Genomic DNA, 25,333 nt, shown 5'->3' on the forward strand with positions numbered 1-25,333 from the left:
GCTGCCAAAACAGCAACAAAAAAAAGAACATTTTTTTTGCAACTGGCTATCCCCGTGGGACCCTGTAGTTTTGCGTCTCTATCTTGCGGTAGATTTGCCTATTTATATTTTCAAATTAATTATAACCTTTTTAGGAAAAAAAGGGAATATTTTTCCTACATTCGTAGAAAATATATTCCTTTTTATCCTTTATTTATCATTTTTTATCATCAATTCTATAATTTCTTCATCGGTTCCCTTCATTCCCTTACGGGCAAGCTCTCCTACACTTTCTATTGTGGCCTTGATTCCCTTTTGAACAATGCCTTCTCCACAATAAAACTGCTTACCGCATTGATACATATAACAGCCCATAATCCCCGCATCAACGGCACTGGCGATCTTTGCGGCACAGCTTGGTTTTGCCCCATCACAGATCATACCGCTTGTAATTGCTAACGCATTGACAATCGTATGCGTAATGTTTTCATAGTTGCCACCCAAAAGATATGCAATCCCAGCACCTGCGCCAGCACCTGCACTTACTGCCCCACAATATGCAGACAATCTGCCAATGAACTGTTTTTGATAGATTGTGGATAGATTACTGATCAATAATGCCCGATATAATTCTTCTTTGCTTTTTTGCAGCTCTTTCGCATATACAATAACCGGTAAAGAAGCACTCATGCCCTGATTGCCGCTTCCACTATTAATGATGACTGGCAATTCACAACCACTCATTCTTGCATCAGAACCGGCTGCAGCCATTGCTCTTGCCTTCACCTGTACACTGTCCCCATATACTTTCAACAGCATATTGGCAATACCTGCCCCATAGCCTTTTTCAATGCCTTCCTTTGCAATCGCTGTGTTGTAATCAATCTGACGCTGCAAAATATCTTTAACATCATCTAAATCAGCGGTTAATGCGAAATCATAGATATCCTCCATGGATAAGGAAGCGTATGCTTCATCTTTTTGTTCCTTGCCACAGATACTTTTTTCAAACAGGATTTCCTGATCTTTTTCAATCAATACCACATTGCTGTGCTCCTGTGCTACTTTTACTTTACAATAAGACTTTTCATTAGATACAATCACTTCTAGCTCTAATGCATTTTCACATTTTAAAGGATGTACACGAATGCATTTTTCCTTCATGAAGGTATCAATTGCTGCACGCTGTTCTTCGCTTACCTCGCTGATAACTTCAAGATTTTTACTCGCATCTCCTGCGATAATCCCCACCACTGCCGCTACTGGAATACCTTTTCTACCACCGGTATTTGGTACGATTACACTTTTTACATTCTTGATGATGTTGCCACTGGCATAAATATCCACGGCATCAATTTCCTGATTAAATTTTTCTTTCGCAAGTGCTGCCGCAAATGCGATGGCGATTGGCTCCGTACAGCCCATTGCAGGAACCAGTTCCTTCTTTAAAATACTTACATAATCCTGATATCGCTGATCTTTTTTATCCATAATTCTACTCCTCTTCTACCTTAGTATATTTTAACATGGCAGAAAAAAAAGATATAGCCTTCTATATCTTTTTTGTGGATTTTTTCATTCGTTTTAATTCATAGATTTCATCCGCACAGGCAGCGACTTCTTTAGAGTGCGTTACCATAATGATACAATGACCCTCTTTTGCCAAGGACTTAAATATTTCAAGAATCTCAGCCTGTGTTTCCATATCCAGATTGCCTGTTGGCTCATCTGCCAAAATCACTTTTGGCTCATAAGACAAGCATCGTGCGATGGCAACTCTTTGTTGTTGACCTCCGGATAGTTTCAATATTCTGCGATTCATTTCTTCTTCATCTAATCCAACTTTTTCCAGCAGCTCTCTTGCAATCATTTTGCGGTTTTCTTTCTTACCGGCAATTTCCATGGATAATACTACATTTTCTAAAGCGGTTAAATGCATTAACAAGTTATAGTTCTGAAAGATTACACCAACATATTGACTTCGATAATGATATGGATCCATATCTGTAATATCTTTTGCATCATATAAGATTTTGCCTGATGATGGTTTGGTCAGTAAACTCATCATGGAAAGCAGCGTTGTTTTCCCTGCACCGCTTTTTCCTACAATGGCATAAATTTTTCCCTGTTTAAAGGATAAGGATACATGTTCAATAACATTTGTTTTTCCTGTATACGTATAACTAACATCTTGTAATTGTAAGATTTCCATATGATACACCTACTCTCTATCTGATAAAATCTTTAAAGGTTCATAACGTAAGATGCTCATAATCGCAACACCGCCAGACACCATTGTCAACAATACCGCAATGCCACATACTTCCAATACCACGATGATATCTGTAGCACTGCTTACTTCACGAATATATTGTTTTCCCTGTGCCATCATATCCTTTGACATTTCTTTATGATCACCTGTATCTTCTGGCATATCTTTCCCAAAATTTCCAGGACGATCATTTTGTGTTATGGTAGTGTTTTCTAACAACATATTGGTAACTGGTACACTGATACACGCACCTATGCCACTTCCTATCAGCATGGATACCATTGTCACAACAAATATCTCCAATACAAACTGACAAGCAATTTTGCGCTTATTCATGCCTATAGCCGCAAGTACACCAATTTCATATTTGCGCTCACGGATATGATATATATGAAGAACCACCAGAATCAAGCCTGCAATCACAAGTACCACAACTAAGAAAATTGTCGCATATCCACTCAGGCTTTCCAAAGGTTGAAGACTTTGTTCATATTGATTCAGGTTTTGTGATTGTATCGTATAATCATCTGATAATCCAAGATCTCTTGCCTGTGCTTCAAAAGCTTCATATGCTTCTACATTTTCAAACAGATAAGTCCCTGATACACTTGCCTTTAAAGCTTTATCACTATCCGTTTTATTTGATGCTTCCACAATCGTATCTATGGTTGTTGTACTTGTATATATCTGATTTGCAGGATCACTTCTCATAAATCCTATATCACTACTTGTTTCATTTAAGCTATAAATTCCACTAATTTTCAATTCTGTTACATCTTTGGTATTATCTGGATTTATCAGTTTTATGGTATCTCCAACAGCCAAAGTGTTATATTCTGCTAATTCTTCAGAAATGATACATGTGTCTTGATCACTTTCCAGAAACATCGTGCCCTTAGTTATACTGGCATTGCCTTCCGCAAAATTCGTCATTGCCTCCTGGGTGCTATAGCCAATAAGTGAAAAATCTGCACTGCTCATTTCTTTACCGCCAAAATTCTTTCCCATATCCGCCATATGCTCATCACTTGATGATAGTGGCTCTATGCCTTCTGCATTCATTGACAAAGTTTCTATATAGTAAAAATCTTTTACGCTTTCAGCTTTCGCATATGTTTGTAACTCTTCTAAAGAAAGTGAATGGATATTTGACAACATTTCTTTAGGATTCACATCCTCTGGATTCTCTTTGTTTCCCTGTTTCATAACAGACATACGATCAATGCCAATCGTTGCGTTAATGGTAAGCTCATCTAAGCCGGCAGCTCTTTGTTTTGCTGCTGCTTGATGAATGGATAATGAAAGGCAACAAGATAATCCAATGACGAGTGCAATGATGCCAAGCAATATATTCTTTCCCATATTTCGGCAGATGTTTCGCCATGCATTCTTTATGATATACATAATATTCCTCCTTATGCTCACCCATTATATAGAAGGAATGTGATGAAAACATGAAGAATATATGAAAAAAATAGAGATTTCAATGAAACCTCTATTCAATCGGTACCTGATAGAATCTGCCTTCGACATATTCTGTCTTTGTGACATTGATAAAACTTGATGTATCAATTTCTCTGATTCGAGTCACCAGACCTTTGACGGAATTAGAATCCACAACTGTATACAGCATCGTTCTTGGCTGTCCATAATATGTACCAATGCCATCTAAACGCGTGACTCCATGATGGGTAGAATTCTGTATTTCTTCCACAACGATTTCCGGGTTGCTGGTAATAATGAAAATCGTCATTTGTTTATAACGTTTATGAACGGTATTGATGACCTGTGTACTACAGAACTGAAAGATGATGGAATATAAAGCTTTATTCCAGCCAAATAAATATCCTGCTGCCACAAGCATTACCGCATTCATTCCCAAGATGAAATTCCATGCCGGCTGACCAGTCTTTTTACTGATCCACATAGCGATAAAATCCGTACCTCCACTACTGGCATTGCCACGAAGTGCAATACCCAAAGCGATACCCTGCAAGATACCACCAAAAATCGTAATCAACAGGATATCCTCTGTGATATTGATACTTGGCATGATATCCGCAAATAGACCGGTTAAAAATATCATCAAACAGGAAAAAATCGTAAATTTCTTTCCTACCATTTTATAGCCGATAAATGCTGGAATGGCATTTAATAAATAATACACTGGTGAATATGGAATAGCGATATCAAGATATTGATCAAAGTATCGCTGAATAAAAACCGTTAAACCTGTAAAACCACCCGGAAACAAGCCCCCAGCATTAATAAATGTATTAATGTTTACTGCACATAGAAATGACGCAATCACCACTAAAACAAACGTGGAGATATCCTTTCTATTAAACGTATCCTTCATGTCTTAACTTCTCCTTTTTCTTGTAAGCATATTTATTATACACTCATTTATATTTAATTCTACCTATCTGTACATGTTTTCACTGTCATATTTTGTTTTTGTATATCATACACTGAAACGAAAGGATGCGATCAAATGAAAGAGTATTTATTTATTAAAAATCAGAACATTGATGCCATGCATACCCACTTTGCTTCTCTTGTGCATATGCAGGATATGTGGCTGTGTGGTTTTGAGGAAATCAGTTATGCACGTAAGAACTATGCCATCGTGGTAGATGGTGAGGTATATAACGAAAAACAAATCAAAGAAGAGTTACATGAAGCACAGTTTCCCCCTATTGCATCATTAGAAGAATTGTTTTTATATGCCTATTTACACTGGAAAGAAGATTTGATGAAGCATATCGAAGGAGCCTATGCCTTCGTGTTGTATCATGATCATCAAATACTAGCTGCTAAAGATCCTTTGGGACTTTCTGTTCTATATTATTATGAGGATGATCACCAGCTTGTCATCAGTAATCGTATTTCCCTCATGCTGGATAATGCTGCTATTACACCAAAGCTGAGTAAAGAAGGCGTTATGGACCTGTTTGCCTTTGGTCCAGGTATTCCTGAAAACAAAACGATTCTTGATGGCATCCATCAATTAGCCATGGGACAATATTTTACGTATAAAGATAAAGTAGCATTAAAAACATATTATCGTTTACGTGCGAAAAAACATGAAGATGATATTGATACGACCGCAAAACATGTCTATGAACTTGTGGAAGCCTCTATCAAACGACAGATGGACCAAGTGCATGCTTCTTTTTTAAGCGGTGGTTTAGACAGCAGTATCATCACAGCGGTATGTGCAAAGGAAACAGCAGACTGGCATACCTATTCCCTTGCCTATGAAGGCAATAAAGAAAACTTTAAAGGCAACATGTATCAGGTATCTTTAGATGATGATTATATCAAACAGATGTGTGAACGCTATCCTTTACAACATCAGGAATTGATGATTACACAGAAACAATTGCGTGATGAATTAAAAAATGCCATGCTGGCACGTGAATTTCCTGGCATGGCAGATATCGACAGTTCCCTATTATGGTTATGTGAACAGGTATCACAAAAAGAACGTGTGATTTTCAGTGGAGAATGCAGTGATGAAATCTTTGGCGGCTATCCTTGGTTTTATCGTAAAGAATTAAAAGATTTAGAAACATTTCCATGGCTAAGAAATGTAAATGATCGTATTTCCTTGTTGCATGAGGATATCAAGCACTTTGATTATCAGGGCTATATTAAGAAAAACTATGCGGATAGTATTGCGGATATGGATTATCTATCTGATGATAGTAAAGAAGACCGCCAAGCAAGGATTCACAGTGTTTTATGTCTGCACTGGTTCATGCAGACTTTGGTAGTACGTCAAATCACCATGGCAAATTGGGCAAACATCACGATACGAGCACCATTTGCGGATGTAAAAACATTGGAATATGTATACAATATCCCATGGGATATGAAGTTTTATAAACAAAATGAAAAAGGTATCCTACGTAAGGCATTTGAGAAACTGCTGCCAAAAGATGTTTGTTGGAGAAAGAAAAATCCTTTCCCTAAAACCCATAATCCCCTATACGCCGATCTGGTCGCTGATTTATTAAAGAAACGATATGATGATCCATCCTCTCCCCTTCATCGTTTATTTGATGACGCCACATTAAAAGAACTAATTGAAAGCAAAGGTGCATCTTATACCCTTCCATGGTATGGCCAGTTGATGAGTGGACCACAGCTGTTAGCTTATCTTTATCAGATTGATCAATGGATCTTAACGTATCATGTACAATTGGATTTTTAAAAAGAAAACAGATCATTGATCTGTTTTTTCTAGTTTTACCTCTTCGATTTCATGGAATCGCTGTATCATTTTATCCGTTGTGATCTGCATTAGTTTCATATCTTGATAACATTTATCAAAATCATGATAGATCGTCTGATAACGTTTCTCGAAACGTTCAAATTCCACCTGCAGCTTTTTTAATTCCTGCTGGATACTGATCATATTTTCATTACGTTCAATGCCCAGATAAATTGCTTTTATAGCGGTAATATAAGCCATCAGCGTCGTTGGTGACACTAAATATACCTTTTGTTCATAAGAATATTGAATGATTTCTTCACAATTACCATAAATATAGGAGAAAACGGCTTCCGCTGGCAGAAACATATAGGCAAATTCCGCCGTTTCTTCAGGCAGGATATATTTATCATGAATCGTTTTGATATGCTTTTTTACATCACTCACAAATACCCGATGTAGTCTTGCCTTTTCTTCCTTGCGTGTTTCTTCCATACAACGATTATAATTTTCCAAAGGAAACTTTGAGTCGATACATATCATGTGTAAAGGTGCTTTCGCAAAGACCACTGCATCCGCAATACTGCCATTGCTTAATTTATATTGTTTCGCAAAACGCTTTTGATCTAAACCAAATGCATTTTCTAACAGTGTATACAGCTCAATTTCCCCAAAGATTCCTCTCGTCTTTTTATCCGTCAATACGTTTTGGATACTGGCTATTGACATACTGACTTCTTTTAGATTCTTCTGGCTTTCATCCAGCTTTCCCATCTGTTCCATCACTTTGCCAAATGCCTGATTGGTAGAGGTATAGCCTTGTTGAAGATGATTATTTACATTCTTTTCAATAGAGAACAAACGTTGGGTGGTCGTTTCCCTTAAATCCATCATATCCGCTTTTAAAGAAGATGTCATTTCTTTTTGGAAATACTGCAGCTGTTCATTCATCTGTTTTTGAAGATTCCATAAACCAGCCTGTTGCTGTTTTTCACTTTCCGCTAATAATAAGCGCATTTCTTTTTTGTTGTTGGTGGATGGGCGCATCATAAAAAACATGACAATGATGACACCCACCAGTAATAAGACACATATCAATAAAAAATATTCCATAAAAAACCTCCAATTTGCCTATACAAATAAAAGTAAATTAATAGTAGCATAAAATCAAGAATCCTGCTTATAAAAATTATGTGAAATTACATAATTCCATCATTTCATAAGACTGTTTAAAAACATCTTACATATAGTCTGTTGGCGTTTAATGCCTCGGATATCTTTATGTAAGGTAATCGTTTTTCCATCTTCAAATAGGATACATACACTGTCTTTCTTTGTTTTCACGGAAATGATTGCACGATAATTCAACCAGATACATTCATCCTTTCGTATATCAGATAATGGAAATAAGATATCCTTTGTCTTCTCAGATAAAAGAATCGGTATTTTTTGATGAATACCACAAACCTTTTGACATGCCGCTTTTCTTCCTTCATAGCTACTGCCATATCGTAAGCACCAGCGATCAATCAATTTGACACTATGTGTGTCTTTGAAACAGTGTACACCCTTTTCACTTAAACAATATACATCCGGATATTTTTCATACAATAAATAGATCATTCACATCACCAAGTATGGTTATACCATAAATAGATGAAAAAATCATAAAAGTGTAAAATAATTATAGAAAATACGAAAAAAAGATGTTTTTTTTACATCTTTTCCTGTTTAAATTGATTTCCAGTCATTTTTACGCTGCTCACACAGTCCTGCTTTTTCTTTCATATCATCATACATTTGAAGCAGTTCCTGTTTTAAATCCTCACATGTTTTTTTGATTGCCCGTACATGAAGTTCTAAGATATCTTCAATATGTACATGGTGTGCTTTCAACAGTTTTACCAGTTCTGGCACTTGGGAAAAAGCAGATGTTTCTAATTGGTATGATGCAACCGGATACCCCATCTTCATATAGATGATGATATCTAATACCAGTTTATTGCCTACACCTTTTTCAGTTCTTGCGATGGTAAAGCGAACATGATCCATATCCTCATAAGCAATCATGACTCTTCGATCACGTGATGTTAATTTGTTTTTCACATAACGGAAATAGATTTCCTCTGAATCAAAGATCATCGCATATTGATCCTCAAAGCAACAATGAAAACCTCCAAGATAACTGCTGAAATGTGGAATCCGCTGATTGTTTAGATACACATCACATGGCAAAATCTTATGTTTTGCGATTTCGTTAATATCTAATATAAAGTTCATAGCTCCTCCTTGTCGTAAATCCACTTATAGCTTACCATACTATTGAAAAAGAAAAAAGAGGCATTTTGCCTCTTTCATAAAGCTTTACTAGCAGCAGCCTCCATCACAGCCACCGCCACAGCTTGAGCATCCACTCTGCTGTGCAGCATACTGCTGTTCGTATACCAATGTATCGATAACGAAACATTCGATTTCAACTTTTACATCCTTAGGAAGACGTGCAACCTGTACACAGCTTCTTGCTGGATATGGTTCTTCTAAATAAGAGCCATAAACTTCATTTAATTTATCGAAGTCATTTAAGTCTGCGATATAAATGGTTGTTTTCATAATGTGTTTGTAGCCAAGTCCCATATCAGCTAATACAGCACCGATATTTTTCATAACCTGGTGTGTCTGTTCTTCAATTGTTGTACCTACTACTTCACCAGTTTCTGGATCTAAAGGAATCTGTCCTGACAGATATACGAAATCACCTAACTTTGTAGCTGGTGAATAAGGTCCTAATGCTTTTGGTGCATTTTCTGGTTTTACTGCTTTAATAAAGATATTCATGTTCATTTCCTCCATTCATCTATTAATCCAGCAATTCTTCATCATCGTTATAGGATAGAATCGTAAGTTCAATTCTGGATGCCATTCCATCTTTTGTATCCAGTACTTTAATTTCAAAGTTCTCAAATTCTATTTCACGGCCCTTGCGAACCTTACGATGGTTATTCAGTTCATAAATCCATGCGGCAAATGTTCTGGCTTTGGTATCAGGAACATCCTGATCCTCCATATAAGTATCAAAGAAATCAATCAAGGAAACTTTTCCATCAATCTCAAAGGTATGTAAACCAATCTCTAATACATGATTTGGCAAAGGATCATATTCATCATAGATCTCTCCTACCAGTTCTTCCAAAACATCCTCCAGGGTAACGATACCAACGTAAACATGGGATGTCTGTGATTCTTCAACGATAGCGATATGCTCTCTTGATTTTTGTATATCTTCTAATACTGCAGGCAGCTTCTTACGCTGAGTCACAAATACCGGTGGCTGCATCAAATCTTTGATTACCACTTCTTTGCCCTCCAATAATGCATCTAATACATCACGTACACGCAGAATTCCCACAACCTGTGTTGTTTCATAGGATATGACTGGTAAACGTGAGAGTTTATGATCATGTAATGTTGTTTTTAACTGATCATACGTTGCATTGTCATATAAGAATACAACCTGATCTCTTGGCACCATGATATCACGAACGTTTTTATCATCAAATTCGATGACACTTTCAATCAGTTCACGTTCTTCCTGTTCCAAGACACCTTCCTGTTCAATCGTACTGACGATTTCCAGCAGTTCATCTTCTGTCGCAGTGACATTTTCGATTTGAAGCTTTTCTTCCCAATGCTGTTCAATCTTTTCAACCACAAAAGAAATCGGGCGTAACACCGTTACCAGAATGCTCAATGGCTTAGCCATCAATAAGGCGATATTTTCAGCTTTCGCTTTCGCAACGATTTTTGGTGTAATTTCACCAAACGCCAAGATCAATACCGTCATCACACCAGTTGCTACCGCAACACCAGCAGCTCCTTTGATCAGTTCTGTCGCAAGACTTGTCAAAATTGATGTCGCAAGAATATTCACCACGTTGTTTCCAATCAAAATCGTTGTGATTACAGCGGTAAAATTCTTTGCATTAGCATATGCAGTTTTCGCTTTTTTATTTCCGCTTTTCGCCATCTGTTTCAAACGTATGACATTCAAAGAGGAATACGCTGTTTCTGCTGAAGAAAAACATGCCGATAAGGCAATTAGTATTACAAGTAAAATCAATAGGCCTATATGCGATCCGTCCAAAAAAAACCACTCCCCATACATATTGTTTTGCGAATCATAAACAGGAAATCAAATTTCCCGCCTCAGTAGTATTATATACGAAAATCAAAAAAATTCAATGGATACGCACATTTTTAAAATACATCTTATGAAAAAAGGAAGGACCTTTTTTCCTTCCTTTCCTGAATCATTCTAATGGTACACCCATTAATCGTTTTATAATATGTTCGATCATGGTCGCATTGCGATATGTCAACAGGTATTGTTTGGTGAATGATTGTCCATGGTAATGGATTTCCAAACAAAATGATGGCACCTCATCATCCAGAATCAACGACATGATCATTTTTAATTCATTATAATAATATGCTTCTTCATCTATAATCATACGATCACTTTTAAAGCGAATATGAAAATTATCATCACGCTCACGCATCGTTCTCAATTCTTCTAACACATCTTCTCGAAACTGTATTCGGATATGGGATGGATAATCTTTGAAACGCTCTTTCATAACTCTTGCAAGTCGTAAGCGCTGTTTCAAGGCAACCTCCTGTTGTTTCTTAATCTTGCGATTCACGATTGCCGCAATCTGCGTCATGTTTTGTGGCTTGCGTAAACAATAAGCACGATGAACTTCCATTAAATCAATTGCATCACTTAAGGCGTTGTGATCTACCGCTCCATGTATATCATAAGCACTCTTTAAATCATCTAAGGAGAGTGTGGAGGATATCAGCTGTTCTTGAAACTTCACAGATGGTGATATTTCCTTTTGAAGATCTTTCATATCCTTAAAAAATTCCATATCCAGATCATAATAGCGACAATTCTGTATCAATGTCCTTCGATCATCTGGTCCAAAGCTGTAGAATCTCACATTATCCATATCCTTTTCATAGCGATGAATCCATCGCATAAAGATTTCCATCACTATTGGTAGTGCTTTGGCATGTTCAATTTGATGAGTATTCAAATGTGTCATACGATAAACCACAGAAGTTAACCGTACAAAATTCATTGGTCTAACAAGAGAATAAAACTGATCCAGTTCTTTCCCATTATCATCCAGCATCACAGCCCCAATCGATATGATTGCCTGTTGAAATTTCCCTTTAATTTTTACCGCATCAAATTCGGCATCTAAATAAATATGTAACATAATCGTACCTCTTAACATGCTACATTATAAAGGCAAATGCATAAAATGACAAGGCTGTTTATATTTACAGATATTGCATCACGAGGTATTCATGATCACAATATCAAAAATTGATATCATCTTTTAATTGCGAAAAAGCAGGTGTATCTCCACTATTTAAATAGATATATTCTTTTTCTGTCACATAACCTTGATGCCCATGCATGTTCATAAGCATACATGACTTTTTCTTGTTGTAAGATTTCACACAAATGCTAAAATCATGATATTACGCCTTACATAAACGCACCAGCACCAGCTGTGGATGGTTATGTATACGTAAAGGTGCCTTGCTATTGCCCAGTCCTCTGGATACAAACATGGTGGTATCACCCTTTACATAGCGTCCATTTGTATATTTGGGAAATATTCCCTGATTGGGAGCATACAGCCCACCTATCTTAGGCAAGCGAATCTGTCCACCATGTGCATGTCCGCAAAAACAGATATCAAAGCCACAGGCTGCATAAAAATCAAAATATTCCGGACGATGTGATAACAATATATGAAATTGATTGTCACTCATCTGTTTTAGAGTCTGAAGATTATGTTGAAAGCGCTGTGGTTCATGAATATAAAATTTTGGATCCTTTACACCAATCAAGGTAATGGCTTCTTCGTTTCTACTTAATTCCACCATGCTGTTGCCTAATACCTCAACTCCATATGCCAATAATCGTTCCTTTAGATATGGATAGATTTCACTTGTGGCTTCATGATTGCCTGGTACATAATATACAGGAGCAATCTTGACTGCTTCCTTTACAAAACGTAAGGCTGGCTGAATATTATTTTTACGACAGCGTCGTTTATCTATTAAATCACCACTAATCAAAATGATATCCGGACTTGCTAGTTGAATTTCCTTTATTAGTTTTTTCTGATGAAAGCCAAAGCGTGCATTATGCAGATCAGATACCTGCAAGATGCGAAAACCATGAAAACTTCCTGGCAGTTTTTCATTGTGATATACAAAAGAGCTGATATCCAGCTGATGATTTTGACGATATGCTGCACGTGCCAATAAAGCAGTTGCTACCGCACCACTTACCATTTGTATTGTTCTTTTTGTTTGTTTTTTCATTGTCGATCACGTCCGTTCTGTAGTAAGATGATACCATACATTCGATGTAAAAAAAAGAAAGGATTGATGAATTTATGAAACCGCATATTGCGATAATTGGTTCATGTACCACCGATGTCATTATAGAAATTCCCCACCTACCTGAAAAGGAAGAAGATATTCATATCCGCACACAAACATTTGCCCTTGGCGGTTGTGCCGGTAACGCTGCCTGTATGTTGGATCTGTTTCATGTAGATTATCATTTATGCACACCCATTGGTACTGGAATCTATGCTGATTTTGTACGAAAACAACTTAAAAAACGTCACCAGACTCCCTTTTTCCCGGATAGTGAAGAAGAAAACGGCTGCTGCTATTGTTTTGTAGAGGATGATGGAGAACGTAGTTTTTTAGCCCTGCATGGTGCGGAATACCATTTTCAGAAGCAGTGGTTTGATCAGCTGGCACAGGAAGAAATCGATACAGTTTATATCTGTGGTTTGGAAATTGAAGAAGAAAGTGGTATTTATATCATCGATTATTTAAAAGCACATCCTGATATCAAAATATATTTTGCCTGTGGTCCCCGCATTATGCATATTGAACAGGAAAAATTAGATACGTTGTTTTCCTTATCCTGTATCTTACACTTAAACAAGCAGGAGGCACTTGCTTTATCTGGAAAAGACAACATAGAAGATGCCGCAAAAGCTTTATATGCGAAAACGCATCAAAGTGTGATTATTACTCTTGGTAAAGATGGCTCCTATCTATATGAAAACGCACATGGCATCTATTTACCTGTACAGACAAAAATCCCAGTAGATACGATTGGTGCCGGAGATGGTCATATAGGCAGTATTATTGCATTGACTTCCCTTGGCTATGATATGGCAAGTGCTATTCAAATCGCCAATCATATCAGTCGTGCAATCATATCAAAAAAAGGCGCCTGTTTAACAAGTGATGAATTTGATGCCTGTATGAAAGAACTATCTCTGTTTCAATTCTGTTCGATAAACATATAGAAATCCAAAACCAAAGCATGCCAGTAAAAGTGTGCTTAAGATCCATAAAGATGGATCTTCTTTTTTTTCTTCTATCCTTCGAGGATTTAAACAGATCTGTAAGATATAAGTACGATCATAATTTCCCTGAGTGATGGAAAACTGCGTTGAAGTGTTCCCTTTGCTTAATGTATACGTGGCAAGTGGCAGATGCTTCATTTGACAATATCCTTTTTTATCACTGGTATAACTTTTTTGGAAATGATCAGATGTCAGTGTAAAGGTTGTATCCGCCATTGGCTTTTTTTCATCATTCAGCAATTGTATGGTAACATCTCCACATAATCTTTGATTGATGACATCTTTTAATACCATTGCTTTGCCTTCCTCATAAGAAAAACTTATATCTTCCTTATATATGTCATATCCATCCATGGTTGTTTTCTGTTTTAGATGATATACACCTGTTTCTAAATCCATCACTTTGACATTTCCCTGTTCATCACTTGTAATATCTTCTTTTATACAGATATCTTCCTGATACAAAGAAAAAACGGCACCTCTTACTGGCAGATGATCATTTGTATATACATGAAAGCTTACATCGATATGAGCACTATGTATGGGCATGATCAGATAAAAGAAACAACACAACATCATAAAAAGCTTTATTTTCATAACCTCACCCCCCATTTCATTATATGAATGACAATAAAAAATATTGTCATCTATAGGCAGATGTATCATTGCTTATTGTCATTGCCCCATATACTGTAAGGAAAGGGGGATCATGATGAATAACACGTTTGGTCCATTACAAGTTGGTAATGTTGGCATTGCGGTCAATAAAATGCAGGGATATTTGAATATCATGCAAGGAAGAGGTTTTACTAAAACACGTGTCAAAGAAGATGGCAAATACGGTGTTGATACCGCAGATGCTGTAAGAGAATGGCAGGCATATGCCAATCTACCCATCAATGGCAAGATTGGCTTAGATACATGGAACAGTATTGTTAATCAACTTCGTGAGCTTGGCATCATCACCAATATTCCAGTATATTCTCGTTCCTATTATTTAACGCAGGGCAATCAGGGACTGGATGTATTTAAAATGCAGGAGTATTTAAATGAAATTGCCGCAAAAAATAATTGTTTACGTCCGATTCCATTGGATGGAACCTTTGGTCCAAGAACAACAACGATGGTTCAGCAGTATCAGTATTTATATGATCTGACGATTGATGGTGTGATTGGAAAGAATACATGGGATTCTATTATCAACGAAAGAAACGCTTTATAAGTGGAAAGTCTGTGAAACAATCACAGACTTTTTTCGTAAGTTATGCTATAATAAAAGTAATATATAGAAGCAAGAGGTGTCATTATGGATTTACAGGAATTAGATCAACAAACAGAACAATTGGATGTTAAGGAAAGCGTTTCACAACTTTATGAAGAATTTATAACGCAGCCTTCCTTTCAAAACGCCATCATGGAAAAACTTCATGCATTGATGAAACAGATGAAAGAGCCAATCGATACGCAAAGCTATGTACATATTCAGTATATGGAAGGATGTCACTATGAAGCAAACGGCAATAAAAACGCTGCACGTTATTGTGCAATGCGTATATTGCATGTCAAAGAATGCCTGATGCATCCAAAATATAAACGATCCTCCATGATTGTTTATGAACCATATGCTATAGAGGGTGAAGAAGCAGCTTTTATGATGCGCTATACAGATTTTATTCAAGGGGTATATCAAAGTATTAATAAAAAACTGCTGTTGATTTCTTTTGGCATATCTACCGTTTTATTTGTGGTGATTGCCTTATTGTTTAAAGTAAATCCTATGATTGCAGTAGTAGAAGCATTATTGATCGGATTGATCAATTATCTGCTTCAGAAAAGAAAAATGCCACAAATGTTTCAAAAGAACCAGACAGATGCCAGTGGGAAGTACATTGACAATGATTTAGAAGAGTTTGAAACAAGATTCCGTTATTGATGTAACGATCAAGGAGGGATGACTGTATGGGACCTTGCAGGGAGAATGAATTGACAGAAAAAATCAAGATGCTGGAAAAAGAACTTGATTACTACAAGAATTACGACGCTTTAACAAACATCTACAGTAAACAATCGTTTTATGAACATGTCGGAGATATTTTAAAACAGGCATCCCCTTCACAATATGAATTGATTTGTGCAGATATTGAACATTTCAAATTGATCAATGATGTATATGGTACAGATTTAGGCGATATTTTATTGAACAGGATCTCCATAAAGCTGCAGGAAGCTTTTGGAAAAGAAGCCTGTTATGGAAGAATCGGTGCTGATATTTTCGCTATCTGTTTACCACGGGTACAAGGTGGAGATAAAGCCGCAGAAACAATCAATGAAATCTTTCACTCATTTTCAAAGGATATGGAAGTAATCCCAAGTATTGGTATCTATGATATCAAAGTATTGGATATTCCCGTATCATTGATGTGTGATCGGGCTATCCTTGCCGCAAAATCAGTCAAAGGCATTTATATGAAATACTATGCCTATTATGACAACAGCATGCGCAATGTTTTATTAGAGGAGCAAGAACTGATCAATGGCATTGATAAATCTTTAGAGAATGGTGAATTTGAGATATATTTTCAACCAAAGTGTAATATGAATACCAATAAGATCACTGGTGCTGAGGTACTGGTACGCTGGAATCATCCACAAAAAGGAATGATTTCTCCGAAAGATTTTATTCCTGTCTTTGAGAAAAACGGATTCATCAAAAAACTGGATCAGTTTGTTTGGGAAGAAAGTGCCAAATGGCTGCATAAACATGCAAAAGAACATAAAATCTTACCAATTTCCGTGAATATCAGTCGCATTGATATCTTTGGATTAGATGTACAGGATATCTTTCAAAATCTAGTCAAACGCTATGAACTGGATTCATCATGGATGCAGCTAGAAATCACAGAAAGTGCATATTCTAGTAGAAGCGATGAAATCATCTTTGTGATCAACCGCTTAATGAATCATGGATTTACTGTATTGATGGATGATTTTGGCAGCGGTTATTCTTCTTTGAATATTTTAAAAGATATCAATATAGATGTTTTAAAGATGGACATGCGTTTTCTTGATAAACAAGACCGTAAAAGTCAGGATATCATAGAGTCTGTTATTCGTATGGCAAAATGGCTGAATTTAAAAATCATTGCGGAAGGTGTAGAAAGCAAGGAACAAGTAGATTTTCTTTTGAAAATCGGCTGTTTGTATGCACAGGGTTTTTATTATTATAAACCTATGCCCATGGATGCCTTTGAAAAATTGCTGGAAAACCGCGATTTGGTAGATTTTGAAGATAATAAAATGATGCTTGCCAACGATATCTCCTTAATTAAGTTAAAGGATCTTTTTCATGATGATATCGTATCTGAAATTTTACTTAATAATATATTAGGCGCTGTGGCGATTTATCGCTTTGATGGTAACAATGTATATGTCCAAAAAGCCAATGAAGCATATTATAAGCTGCATAAGTTCTCTATGCATAATAAAAATATTCTGGAAGTCATGCATCCCGATGATCAGCAGTTGTTCATGGATGCCTTAAAACATTCTTTAAATCAAAGGGATTCTGGCACAGATACGACTGTGCGCTATTTATATAATGAACAGATTTTGTGGCTTCACGTTCGCCTGTTCTTCTTATCTGATACAGCAAATGGAAAAATTCTTTATGCTTCCATCAATGATGTCAGTGCTTATATGAATGCTTTAGAGGAACTGCAAATGTGTGAACAGAGTTTTCGTATTGCTATGGATACGGATAAAATCACAATATTTGAACTGGATATCGCCAGTCATATGGTCACATATTCTAAGCAGACACAACGTGCTTTTGGCCTTCATGATTGTGCTATGCCCGCTCCTGAAGGATTCATTAACCATGGTACAGTCTGCAAAGGCTATGAAGAGGTCTTTGCCAAAACATATGAAAAAATATATAAAGGTGAAGAACACGCATCCTGTGTCATCAAGGCGCGTATGGCAGACAAGAACATCGTATGGAATCGAATCACGATGACCGCTATTAAAAACAAGAGTGGGAAATCCATTAAAGCGGTTGGTGTCGTGGAACAGGTGGATTATTAAAAGCTTTTTGATTCATCATGTAACATAAATGATCTATGGACATATCGCATAAAATCGATACATGTAAATCTTTAAGATTCACAGGCATCCGCCTTGAGTTCATTGTAAGATTTTCATATACTAAATATCGAATGCATATGTCATACAATACAAAAAAAGATAAGCAGGTGAAGATTATGAAGCAAAAACTGAAGTCGGCCATTACACTATGCCTTGTTGCCATCATTATGATTTCTATGTGTCCTTTCGTTCATGCCCAACAACAAAAAGTGATCCGTGTCGGCTGGCCAATACAAAAGGGGTTAACAGAAAAAACAGAGGGTGGGTATAGTGGATATACCTATGATTATTTAAAAGAACTTGCCCAATACACTGGCTGGACATATGAGTTTGTCACAGTGGATGGCGATATAGATGAACAGTTGTCAAAGTTGTTGCAAATGCTGGAAAAAGGCGAAATCGATTTGATGGGTGCCATGTCCAATAATGAACAATCCGAAAAACTATATGACTTTCCAAGTGAGAATTATGGCAATGCCTATAGTGTATTAGCGGTAAATAAAAAGGAAGCAGAAATTGATGAATTTAACATTTCTGATCACAAATCCATTAAAGTCGCACTGTTGAAAAAAGCAACGAATCGAAATGACTTGTTTTTTCAATATGCCGATTTGAATGGCATCAATTATGAAATCGTATGGTGTGATGATGACGTTGATCAGGCAGAAAAAGTCAATGCACAAAAAGCCGATGCTTTATTGACGGTTAACTTATCCATTCCTGATGATATGCGCTCCATTATCAAGTTCTCCCCTGTTCCCTTCTACTTTGCAACAACCAAAGGCAATACGGAAGTAGTCAGTGAATTAAATCAAGCGATTACCTACATCAGTGAAGTGTATCCAACATTACAATCCGATTTATACAATCGTTATTTCAATAAACAAGATGGAGATATCTATCTGAACAGTAAGGAACAGGCTTATATTGAAGAACATCCAAAATTAAAAGTGCTTGTCCATGATGGCTTTGGGCCGATTGAATATCTGGATAAAAACAATAAAATACATGGAGTAGCTTATGACATTCTCAATGATATCACAGAGAATATCGGCGGCAGTCTAGAATATGTCTATGCGAAATCTTATGAAGATTATCTAGATAAAATAAATAAACATGAAGTCGATCTGGTACTTTCCGTTGATTATGAATATGATTACGCTTTAAAAGATACATTACTATTATCGACCCCTTATCTTGAAACAGAAAAAGTCATGGTTGTAAATGAAGATGTGAATGTACAGGACTTAGATAGCAAAATACAGGCGATTTATAAAGGTGAAAAAAACAATAATGATCCTAAACAGGCAGTTTATTTTGATTCGATTGAAGAAACATTAAATGCAGTAGAATCTGGCACCTGTGACTTTGCCTATTCCAACAGTTATGCGGCTTCCTATTATCAATATCGCAATCATTATGAACATACCATTATTTATCCAAAAACCATCAATGATACCGTTCGCTACAGTATTGGGATTGCAAATAAGAATGATAAAATACTTTCTACGATTATCAATAAAGGTATTCGTTCTATTGAACCTAATAGACTGGAAAAATATCTATATCAAAATGCTCAGCAAAACCATGAATTTATGTTGTCACAGTTCTTTAAAGAGAATCCTCTCTTCGTGGCAATGTTTGTTATTTCTTTCTGTGCCTTTATCTTTATTGTTTTATTCCTGTATTATAAAAACAAGATTCGACTTGGCAAACAATTGGAATTAGAAAATACCCGCTATCGCTATTTGTCTGATATGATGCGAGAAGTAACATTTACTTATAACTATATCCAAGATGAAATCACACTTTCCAAGGAAGGTCAGATCTTATTTGAAACAGATGAAACCATACAGCCATTCTCAAAATATCACTATAAAGTAAAGGTAAACAATGGAAAAGACTCCATCTATCAACTGCTTATGAGAAAAGAAGATATAGATGAAGAAATGAAATTATACTTCCCTCATCAGGATCCCCAATGGTATCATATCATCACAAAAGTGATTTATGACCAGAACAAACCAGTATCCATCATCGGACGTTTCCAGAATATCCATGATCAAAAATTAGAAAAAGATAAGTTGTTGGAAACTAGTCGTATCGATGGTCTAACAAAGGTATTAAATTCTAATACATTCAAAAAAGATATTTCTGATTTACTGGAAGCAAGTGATGAACAATATGCATTTGCCATTATTGATATTGATGATTTCAAAAATGTAAACGATACGTATGGTCATTATGAAGGTGATCAGGTATTGATTACTGTCGCAAATGCAATGAAAGAGATTTTCCAGGAAAATGCCTTTATCGGGCGTCTTGGCGGAGATGAGTTTAGTGTATTCTTAAAATATGAAACCAGAGAACGTCTGGAGGAATTAATAAAAATGTTATTCCAGGAATTAGCTTATCTCAACAAGAGCGCAAAAACACCAATTCCAACCTTAAGTATTGGCGTTTCTATCCGTCATAAAGAGGATAACCTAAGAACTCTTTATCAAAGAGCGGATTCCCTGCTTTATGAAGTAAAAAATGATGGAAAGAATAATTATAGAATTGAAGCTTAAAGGATTGTCAGCAAACAATCCTTTTTGTTTGATCCTGATATGAAAAAGAACCCATTACAATAGATTTGTAATAAGTCCTTATCGTTATTTACTGACTTGTTCTTTTGATACTTCCCCATTGCCGCTTACGTTTACGATAAGATATAAAAGAGAAGATTCTAACAAATGATAGATAAAAGCGAAAGAATATTGCCTCAAAAATACATGCTATTATTGCTTTTATAAGATCTGTAAAGTGCAGATGCATATGACTGGTATAAATACGTTGTAGAAACGCTGTCAACGTTAAAATACTTCCATAAAATGCATATAACAGGAAGAAAAATATCATAAATTTGACGTTGATCAATCCTGTATAAGAAGCTAAAAGTATCGTAAATATACCAAAAACTTCAATCACTGGTGATAACAGCTCATAAAACAAATAATACATATAAGAAATCAGACTGACAAAGCCAAAGCGCAGATTTACAAACATTGCTCGGTATTTTAACATACATTGAAAAAGCCCTAAATGCCAGCGTCGCCTTTGTTTGCCTACATCTCTTAAGTTATGCGGTGCCTGTGACCAGCAGATTGCATTGGATTCATAACACATTTTATAAGAAAGCTGATTATTCCTACAAAACACATGTAATTTCACAGCTAATTCCATATCTTCACCTAAAGTATCATGATCATATCCTCCAGCAGCAATTACGATATCTTTCTTAAATAAGCCAAAAGCTCCAGAAATAATCAGATTACCATTATACTCATTCATCAAAATACGTGATGCAAGAAAGGACCGGTCGTATTCTACAACCTGCATACTTAAAATGATATTCCAAGGCATGTGATAATCTTTAACACGTCCCTGTTCCATCTTTACACATTGTGCAATTCTAATAAGCCCCGCGACTGCAATGACATCCTCCTGTTCCAGTACCGGCTGCATAATTTTCTCTAAGGAATCCTTTTGCAGCATACTGTCCGCATCCATACAAACAAAATACGGAAATTCACTAGCATTGATACCCATATTTAAAGCATCGCCTTTACCGCCGTTTTCTTTTTTGATCAATGTTAGTTTTATATTTCCAATATGCTTTTCATATACCGCTTTTACAGGTGCACAAGACAGCCTTTTATGAATCGGCCGATCCACCTGCCTTAAATCATAGGCCTGGATCAATTCTTCTGAAGTATGATCTGTAGAACCATCATCAACCACAATGATTTCATATAATCGATAATCCAGTTCCAACAATGATTTTATAGAAGAAACAATTGTCACTTCCTCATTATATGCAGGAACCAGGATAGATACAGGTAGATAATATTTATGTTTAACTTCATTTCGTATCTTGCTCATACGATTTTTACGATATAATCTAGTACCGCCAATCAATACAGATAAAAACAGATAAGATGCATATCCAATCATATACAAGATATAAAATACACCAACAGCATCTAAGAAATGTTGGATTGCGATCATCAGATACCACCATCCTTTTCCTGCATGGTATAAAACAGCATATCCTTTGCGTAAGGATCATTCCCTTGTAAGATTTCCTCTATATCTATTTGATTTGCCATTTTTAATAAACTTGCTGCGGCATTCTTCCTAACATACCAGTTAGAACTGGATAATGCTTTCTTTAACACAGTTTTTGTTTCTAAGGATTGATATATATCCAAAGTTGTACATGCGACGATACAGCACTCAATTTCATAAGTACCCTTTGCACATTCTAAAATCACTGGATATGCACCCAAATGAACATATTTTCGATAATAACGAAGTATTGCCAGACGTACCTCAAGATTTGAAGAACTGTCTTTTAATACAGGATAAAATTCATCTCCAAAATTAGGAGAAACATAGCGAATATAATCAATGATTGCTGCCATCATTTCCGGTTTCCAATCATCATAATGCTGCCATAAGCGTCTTGCCAGTTCTTCATGATTTCCCTGAAACTTCAATAATCCATCACTGATTAGTTTTCCATGGTGAAATTCCCGCTGTTCACTGATAATGGAAAATGCTGCTTCTATTCCCATGATATCACCTAAACGATAAAGTGCTGATAAAGTATTTTCACGACAATAGATTGTAGAGCCATCCAAATAAGGCAGCAGCATCTTCGCAAGTCGTAATGTTTCTTTATTAATATCCTCATATAAATCAGCAATTACCCAGCAGAAATATGCCTGTTCCATTTCATTATGTTTTAAATATTCAATGGATAATTCCTTAAACATAGGAATCATTTTATACAAATAAGTATTTAACAAAGGCTCTTTTTTAAATCGGATACAGGCATCATGAAATGCAATTAAATACTGATTTTTCTTCAGATTGCGCTGCATCATTGCCGCATGCAGCTCATCAATTTCTCCGCCTAGATATAACTGCATTAGCTGAAAATACATTTGCCTTGCATAATTATCCGTATCAAAACGCTGCTTCTTGCTCATAAGCCAATCAAAAACTGCATATGCGATATGATACAAAATCAAAGAAAGACAAATGAATATATATACACCAATCAGGGTTGTAATATTCCATCCGATCATGGCTGTTTCCTCCATGCTTCTTTTACAATATCATAAGATTGTTTCTTTCGCTCATGCGTTTCTGCTTTGTTCCATCGTTTTAATGTGACATCTTGCATTGGAATTTGTTTATCATTGATGGTCCCTAGCCCAACATATAGCTTAGATATTGTTTTCGTTTCTACACCATAATGCTCATAATAGTCTTGATGAATTTCCAGATTGGCAGGATTAGAAAAATTTAGCAATTGCCAAGGTATACGAATTTCTATACCATCTTTTCCAATCATAAAGTCACTTAAAGAATAATAGTCCTTAGATTCTGGGTTGCCATTTCCATATATTAGTTTTCCTGTTTCTTTTACTTCTGAATATACTGGTTTAGAATTCGTCACATTTTCTCGTATTTTCATTTTCTTTTGAATCATATTGATTGCCACAAATGCTGAATCATCTTTTTTAGGAGGATAAATAAATGGATCTTCCCCATCGATCATACTCAAAAAATTTTCACGAAGTGACTCATAGCGGCTCTGTACAAGCATCTGCGCCTTTATACCTTCTAGTTCTAAAATAAAATCCGCAGGTCTTTCAAATGTTGTTTCATGATCCTTCCATATTCTACTACCGCTTTCTGAAGTAATATCTATTGGAAGTATTAAATGATCAGATAATTTATCTTGGTTGCCATGAATAAAGAAATAGATTCCTTGTTCATCCTGCTTCATAGATAATTTTAATCCATCGTTGATATAAACAACATCATCTTCCTCCCATTCTTCATGAATGCCATCGATATATACCTTACGTTTTTCTTTTCCAGGATCAAATGCCAGTAATCCATATCCATGATTCATAGATTGAATATCATCCCAATAAATTGATTCATCCACATTGACTGCATAATTGGTATTCCATGTACGATTGCCCCATTCATCCTGCCAATGATGAATGATTGCGCCAGCACAGCCACTTTCCATAAAATCATCATAGGTTTCCATTAATGCCTTTCCCTGTGCCTTTTCATCTAGTGATTCTTTTGTATCACTTCCACGGGCACTGGAAAATCCATAATTACTAATTAATACTGGTACATCATAATAAGCATTTAATAAATCCACATAACCATTCAGGTAATGGGATGGATTCATCTGTGAAATTTCATTCTTTAATGTTTTCTTTGTATCTTCAGAAAAATATGTCATGAAATCACTTGGAACTTCAAACATATGATAAGACGCAATAATACCAGACTTCAAAGCATCTGTTGGCAGAATATGTGAAACATCAATTTGAACTGTTTTAGATAACTGTCCAGCATAAAATCCATCATATGCGAATGGGTCATTACCTGGATCATTAATAAAACTAATCAAAGATTGTCTGCCATATTTTTCACCTTCATACCGTAATCCATCATCCATCAAAGACGCTAACAGCGCCTCAAATGCATTAGCATCTTTATCTGTTTTTACATAAGTACCAGAAAATTGTGTAGTATTATGATTATGATTGGTATATGCAACTGTGTTATTATTCCAAGAATCACCAATTTGATATCCTAAAACCCATGAAGATATATCTTTTCGATAGGTACCCAACCCACGCCCACGATTCAATAAAATATTTTTCTTTCCATGAACGATATCAATTGCACTTCGTAAGTCCTGTTTCAGGATATCATAAAATTCTGAATCATATGCATCAAATGGTGTATTGTTTCCATAATCACTTACTCGCACGCCTTGAAACAGATAGAGCGGTTGATCTTTATGACCCTGATTAAATTCATACAGTGCATTATAAAAGTCATCATCCATTAATGTAGAAACATGAATTGTATTAGCACCCATTTCATGAATATCTTTCATCCATCGCATATAATCTGCTTGATCTGCCGCATAATCAGAAAAACGATAATTTGGCATTGACGCTGACATTTGCACACCTTTTACTTGAAATAACTCTCCATTGACATAAATCTGATTATCTTTCGTTATCACATTAGAGTTTATTTCATCTATTTCATATACATGAAAAATCAAGCCTGATTGATATTGTACATATTGGTAAATGACAATGCCTGCCACGAGGATAAACACTGCCCATAAATATTTTTTCATAGCCTCAT

Annotated in this window: 21 protein-coding genes and 1 riboswitch; of the genes, 6 read left to right on the forward strand and 15 right to left on the reverse strand. The window is 36.0% G+C overall.

What is annotated here, in order from left to right; genetic code table 11:
• Nucleotides 1-34 precede the first annotated feature (34 nt).
• A riboswitch (cyclic di-GMP riboswitch) is annotated at nt 35-109 on the reverse strand.
• Nucleotides 110-189: 80 nt separating this feature from the next.
• The 4 genes from DW761_RS07740 to DW761_RS07755 form a co-directional block, all read right to left on the reverse strand.
• Complete coding sequence (locus tag DW761_RS07740; RefSeq protein WP_117517314.1) at nt 190-1,470, reverse strand: serine dehydratase subunit alpha family protein; 1,281 nt, start codon at nt 1,468-1,470, stop codon at nt 190-192.
• A gap of 61 nt (nt 1,471-1,531) precedes the next feature.
• Nucleotides 1,532-2,191: an ABC transporter ATP-binding protein gene (locus DW761_RS07745; protein ID WP_117517316.1), complete on the reverse strand. Its 660-nt coding sequence runs from the start codon at nt 2,189-2,191 to the stop codon at nt 1,532-1,534.
• 9 nt (nt 2,192-2,200) lie between these two features.
• Nucleotides 2,201-3,655 (reverse strand): ABC transporter permease, encoded by a 1,455-nt coding sequence (locus tag DW761_RS07750; protein WP_117517318.1) that lies wholly within the window; start codon nt 3,653-3,655, stop codon nt 2,201-2,203.
• Between the two features lie 91 nt (nt 3,656-3,746).
• The gene (locus DW761_RS07755) at nt 3,747-4,610 is read right to left on the reverse strand and encodes a YitT family protein (RefSeq protein WP_117453558.1); all 864 of its coding nucleotides are present in this window, start codon (nt 4,608-4,610) and stop codon (nt 3,747-3,749) included.
• Nucleotides 4,611-4,745: 135 nt separating this feature from the next.
• Here DW761_RS07755 and asnB point away from each other — a divergent pair, with 135 nt between their 5' ends.
• Nucleotides 4,746-6,470 (forward strand): asparagine synthase (glutamine-hydrolyzing), encoded by a 1,725-nt coding sequence (gene asnB, locus DW761_RS07760; RefSeq protein ID WP_117517320.1) that lies wholly within the window; start codon nt 4,746-4,748, stop codon nt 6,468-6,470.
• Nucleotides 6,471-6,482: 12 nt separating this feature from the next.
• Here the strand turns inward: asnB and DW761_RS07765 are convergent, their stop codons facing one another.
• The 7 genes from DW761_RS07765 to DW761_RS07795 form a co-directional block, all read right to left on the reverse strand.
• The gene (locus tag DW761_RS07765; RefSeq protein WP_117517322.1) at nt 6,483-7,583 is read right to left on the reverse strand and encodes a DNA recombination protein RmuC; all 1,101 of its coding nucleotides are present in this window, start codon (nt 7,581-7,583) and stop codon (nt 6,483-6,485) included.
• Nucleotides 7,584-7,682: 99 nt separating this feature from the next.
• A complete protein-coding gene (locus DW761_RS07770) occupies nt 7,683-8,093 on the reverse strand; it encodes a competence protein ComK (RefSeq protein WP_117453555.1) in 411 nt (136 codons plus the stop codon).
• 108 nt (nt 8,094-8,201) lie between these two features.
• Complete coding sequence (locus DW761_RS07775; RefSeq protein WP_117517325.1) at nt 8,202-8,750, reverse strand: hypothetical protein; 549 nt, start codon at nt 8,748-8,750, stop codon at nt 8,202-8,204.
• A gap of 87 nt (nt 8,751-8,837) precedes the next feature.
• The gene (locus tag DW761_RS07780) at nt 8,838-9,305 is read right to left on the reverse strand and encodes a RidA family protein (RefSeq protein ID WP_117453553.1); all 468 of its coding nucleotides are present in this window, start codon (nt 9,303-9,305) and stop codon (nt 8,838-8,840) included.
• A 22-nt stretch (nt 9,306-9,327) separates the two neighbouring features.
• A complete protein-coding gene (locus DW761_RS07785) occupies nt 9,328-10,611 on the reverse strand; it encodes a hemolysin family protein (protein ID WP_117517327.1) in 1,284 nt (427 codons plus the stop codon).
• Nucleotides 10,612-10,777: 166 nt separating this feature from the next.
• Entirely contained in the window at nt 10,778-11,752 is a 975-nt protein-coding gene (locus DW761_RS07790) for an exonuclease domain-containing protein (protein WP_158552266.1), read from the reverse strand.
• A 268-nt stretch (nt 11,753-12,020) separates the two neighbouring features.
• Nucleotides 12,021-12,875, reverse strand: a complete 855-nt coding sequence (locus tag DW761_RS07795) for a metallophosphoesterase (RefSeq protein WP_117517329.1) — start codon at nt 12,873-12,875, stop codon at nt 12,021-12,023.
• A 74-nt stretch (nt 12,876-12,949) separates the two neighbouring features.
• On the opposite strand from DW761_RS07795, the gene DW761_RS07800 reads away from it, so the two are divergent.
• Nucleotides 12,950-13,885: a carbohydrate kinase family protein gene (locus DW761_RS07800; RefSeq protein ID WP_117517331.1), complete on the forward strand. Its 936-nt coding sequence runs from the start codon at nt 12,950-12,952 to the stop codon at nt 13,883-13,885.
• Here the strand turns inward: DW761_RS07800 and DW761_RS07805 are convergent.
• A complete protein-coding gene (locus DW761_RS07805) occupies nt 13,850-14,542 on the reverse strand; it encodes an MSCRAMM family protein (protein WP_117517333.1) in 693 nt (230 codons plus the stop codon). The genes DW761_RS07800 and DW761_RS07805 overlap by 36 nt on opposite strands.
• 115 nt (nt 14,543-14,657) lie before the next feature.
• Here DW761_RS07805 and DW761_RS07810 point away from each other — a divergent pair, with 115 nt between their 5' ends.
• The 4 genes from DW761_RS07810 to DW761_RS07825 all read left to right on the forward strand — a co-directional run bounded on the left by DW761_RS07810 (nt 14,658) and on the right by DW761_RS07825 (nt 20,658).
• Nucleotides 14,658-15,167 (forward strand): peptidoglycan-binding domain-containing protein, encoded by a 510-nt coding sequence (locus tag DW761_RS07810; protein ID WP_233509588.1) that lies wholly within the window; start codon nt 14,658-14,660, stop codon nt 15,165-15,167.
• A gap of 84 nt (nt 15,168-15,251) precedes the next feature.
• The gene (locus DW761_RS07815) at nt 15,252-15,878 is read left to right on the forward strand and encodes a phage holin family protein (protein WP_117517335.1); all 627 of its coding nucleotides are present in this window, start codon (nt 15,252-15,254) and stop codon (nt 15,876-15,878) included.
• A gap of 26 nt (nt 15,879-15,904) precedes the next feature.
• Nucleotides 15,905-18,028, forward strand: a complete 2,124-nt coding sequence (locus DW761_RS07820) for an EAL domain-containing protein (RefSeq protein ID WP_117517337.1) — start codon at nt 15,905-15,907, stop codon at nt 18,026-18,028.
• Between the two features lie 176 nt (nt 18,029-18,204).
• The gene (locus DW761_RS07825; RefSeq protein ID WP_117517339.1) at nt 18,205-20,658 is read left to right on the forward strand and encodes a GGDEF domain-containing protein; all 2,454 of its coding nucleotides are present in this window, start codon (nt 18,205-18,207) and stop codon (nt 20,656-20,658) included.
• A gap of 88 nt (nt 20,659-20,746) precedes the next feature.
• Here DW761_RS07825 and DW761_RS07830 read toward each other — a convergent pair whose 3' ends face one another.
• The 3 genes from DW761_RS07830 to DW761_RS07840 are packed head-to-tail and all read right to left on the reverse strand — an operon-like array spanning nt 20,747 to nt 25,325.
• Nucleotides 20,747-22,138: a glycosyltransferase family 2 protein gene (locus tag DW761_RS07830; RefSeq protein ID WP_117453543.1), complete on the reverse strand. Its 1,392-nt coding sequence runs from the start codon at nt 22,136-22,138 to the stop codon at nt 20,747-20,749.
• Complete coding sequence (locus DW761_RS07835) at nt 22,138-23,223, reverse strand: hypothetical protein (protein WP_117453542.1); 1,086 nt, start codon at nt 23,221-23,223, stop codon at nt 22,138-22,140. The genes DW761_RS07830 and DW761_RS07835 overlap by 1 nt, the downstream gene beginning before the upstream one ends.
• Complete coding sequence (locus DW761_RS07840; RefSeq protein ID WP_117453541.1) at nt 23,220-25,325, reverse strand: hypothetical protein; 2,106 nt, start codon at nt 25,323-25,325, stop codon at nt 23,220-23,222. The genes DW761_RS07835 and DW761_RS07840 overlap by 4 nt, the downstream gene beginning before the upstream one ends.
• Between the last annotated feature and the right edge of the window lie 8 nt (nt 25,326-25,333).

The sequence above is a fragment of the Absiella sp. AM29-15 genome, from assembly GCF_003434225.1.
GTDB classification, from domain to species: Bacteria; Bacillota_I; Bacilli_A; order Erysipelotrichales; family Erysipelotrichaceae; genus Hoskinsella; species Hoskinsella hominis.

Excerpts from the sequence above, each read along its gene's own strand:
- DW761_RS07740 (WP_117517314.1), bottom strand. The coding sequence starts at position 1,470 with ATGGATAAAAAAGATCAGCGATATCAGGATTATGTAAGTATTTTAAAG.
- DW761_RS07745 (WP_117517316.1), bottom strand. The coding sequence starts at position 2,191 with ATGGAAATCTTACAATTACAAGATGTTAGTTATACGTATACAGGAAAA.
- DW761_RS07750 (WP_117517318.1), bottom strand. The coding sequence starts at position 3,655 with ATGTATATCATAAAGAATGCATGGCGAAACATCTGCCGAAATATGGGA.
- DW761_RS07755 (WP_117453558.1), bottom strand. The coding sequence starts at position 4,610 with ATGAAGGATACGTTTAATAGAAAGGATATCTCCACGTTTGTTTTAGTG.
- asnB (WP_117517320.1), top strand. The coding sequence starts at position 4,746 with ATGAAAGAGTATTTATTTATTAAAAATCAGAACATTGATGCCATGCAT.
- DW761_RS07765 (WP_117517322.1), bottom strand. The coding sequence starts at position 7,583 with ATGGAATATTTTTTATTGATATGTGTCTTATTACTGGTGGGTGTCATC.
- DW761_RS07770 (WP_117453555.1), bottom strand. The coding sequence starts at position 8,093 with ATGATCTATTTATTGTATGAAAAATATCCGGATGTATATTGTTTAAGT.
- DW761_RS07775 (WP_117517325.1), bottom strand. The coding sequence starts at position 8,750 with ATGAACTTTATATTAGATATTAACGAAATCGCAAAACATAAGATTTTG.
- DW761_RS07780 (WP_117453553.1), bottom strand. The coding sequence starts at position 9,305 with ATGAATATCTTTATTAAAGCAGTAAAACCAGAAAATGCACCAAAAGCA.
- DW761_RS07790 (WP_158552266.1), bottom strand. The coding sequence starts at position 11,752 with ATGTTACATATTTATTTAGATGCCGAATTTGATGCGGTAAAAATTAAA.
- DW761_RS07795 (WP_117517329.1), bottom strand. The coding sequence starts at position 12,875 with ATGAAAAAACAAACAAAAAGAACAATACAAATGGTAAGTGGTGCGGTA.
- DW761_RS07800 (WP_117517331.1), top strand. The coding sequence starts at position 12,950 with ATGAAACCGCATATTGCGATAATTGGTTCATGTACCACCGATGTCATT.
- DW761_RS07805 (WP_117517333.1), bottom strand. The coding sequence starts at position 14,542 with ATGAAAATAAAGCTTTTTATGATGTTGTGTTGTTTCTTTTATCTGATC.
- DW761_RS07810 (WP_233509588.1), top strand. The coding sequence starts at position 14,658 with ATGAATAACACGTTTGGTCCATTACAAGTTGGTAATGTTGGCATTGCG.
- DW761_RS07815 (WP_117517335.1), top strand. The coding sequence starts at position 15,252 with ATGGATTTACAGGAATTAGATCAACAAACAGAACAATTGGATGTTAAG.
- DW761_RS07820 (WP_117517337.1), top strand. The coding sequence starts at position 15,905 with ATGGGACCTTGCAGGGAGAATGAATTGACAGAAAAAATCAAGATGCTG.
- DW761_RS07825 (WP_117517339.1), top strand. The coding sequence starts at position 18,205 with ATGAAGCAAAAACTGAAGTCGGCCATTACACTATGCCTTGTTGCCATC.
- DW761_RS07830 (WP_117453543.1), bottom strand. The coding sequence starts at position 22,138 with ATGATCGCAATCCAACATTTCTTAGATGCTGTTGGTGTATTTTATATC.
- DW761_RS07835 (WP_117453542.1), bottom strand. The coding sequence starts at position 23,223 with ATGATCGGATGGAATATTACAACCCTGATTGGTGTATATATATTCATT.
- DW761_RS07840 (WP_117453541.1), bottom strand. The coding sequence starts at position 25,325 with ATGAAAAAATATTTATGGGCAGTGTTTATCCTCGTGGCAGGCATTGTC.